The organism is Bartonella sp. AA86SXKL, from assembly GCF_042196885.1.
The window spans coordinates 1-777 of sequence record NZ_JBHIRE010000270.1 but is presented as its reverse complement, the minus strand read 5'-3'; the positions used below and the strand labels follow the sequence as shown (position 1 = coordinate 777).

Annotated in this window: 1 protein-coding gene and 1 pseudogene; both read left to right on the top strand. The window is 40.5% G+C overall.

The window, feature by feature from the left end; genetic code table 11:
• Positions 1 to 428, top strand: a pseudogene (locus ACFIO5_RS11475) (filamentous hemagglutinin); the annotation flags it as partial.
• The coding region (locus tag ACFIO5_RS11470; RefSeq protein ID WP_375705479.1) for a hypothetical protein at positions 425 to 777 on the top strand (353 nt) is incomplete at its 3' end. The pseudogene ACFIO5_RS11475 and the gene ACFIO5_RS11470, both read left to right, overlap by 4 nt.

The following is a 777-nucleotide window of genomic DNA, read 5'->3' as shown; positions in this document are numbered from 1 at the left end:
ATGGTCTTACAGGATTAGAACTTTATGGACATAGTCGCGGGACAATGACATTGGGGAATATGCTGAATTCTTTCAAACAAGAAGGTGTTCACGGTATAGCCGACAACACGAATATCAATTTCTATGGACCAGCCTTTAATGCTTTAGTTGCATCCGGTCTGTTAGGTTATGTGAGTGATGGCAAACAAACCACTATTGGCTTTGATGGGAATAGATACGACTTTGTCAGCAGAATTATTGGCGGCAATGGCTATACTTACGAGACAATACCTACTGGTAGTAACATGTGGAAAGAATGGTGGAGAGTGATCATGAATCCCATAAGCTCCCATACTTGCCTTGGAGATGTGGGTTATAAATGCCAAAAGTTTTATGGCACATCTCATCGTGAACAATTTCCTTTAAGTAAATCAAGGAGTAAAAAATGAAATACATTTTAAAGTTATTAAGTGGAATAGTTTTGGTGAGTGTAACTGGATGTAATATCGATAAACCTCCTCCAGGAGAGATAGCTACGTGGGAGAAAAATGGTGTTACTGATTTTACTGAGGTAGGAAAAGCCTTATTAGAATGTGGAATGCCAACCCCTTATGATACTGATCCAGAAAGCAGAAAGCTCAGCTACAATGCAATAGCAACCATAGAAGCTTGTATGATTCAATCAGGTTTTCGTGATAAAGTGGGAGGGGGAACTTGGTGTGTAAATCATAAAGCCGAGGATCTTCCCATTTGTCGTCCAGGTGCTGTCATACCACAGCGCAGTGTCAAGAAGCGCTT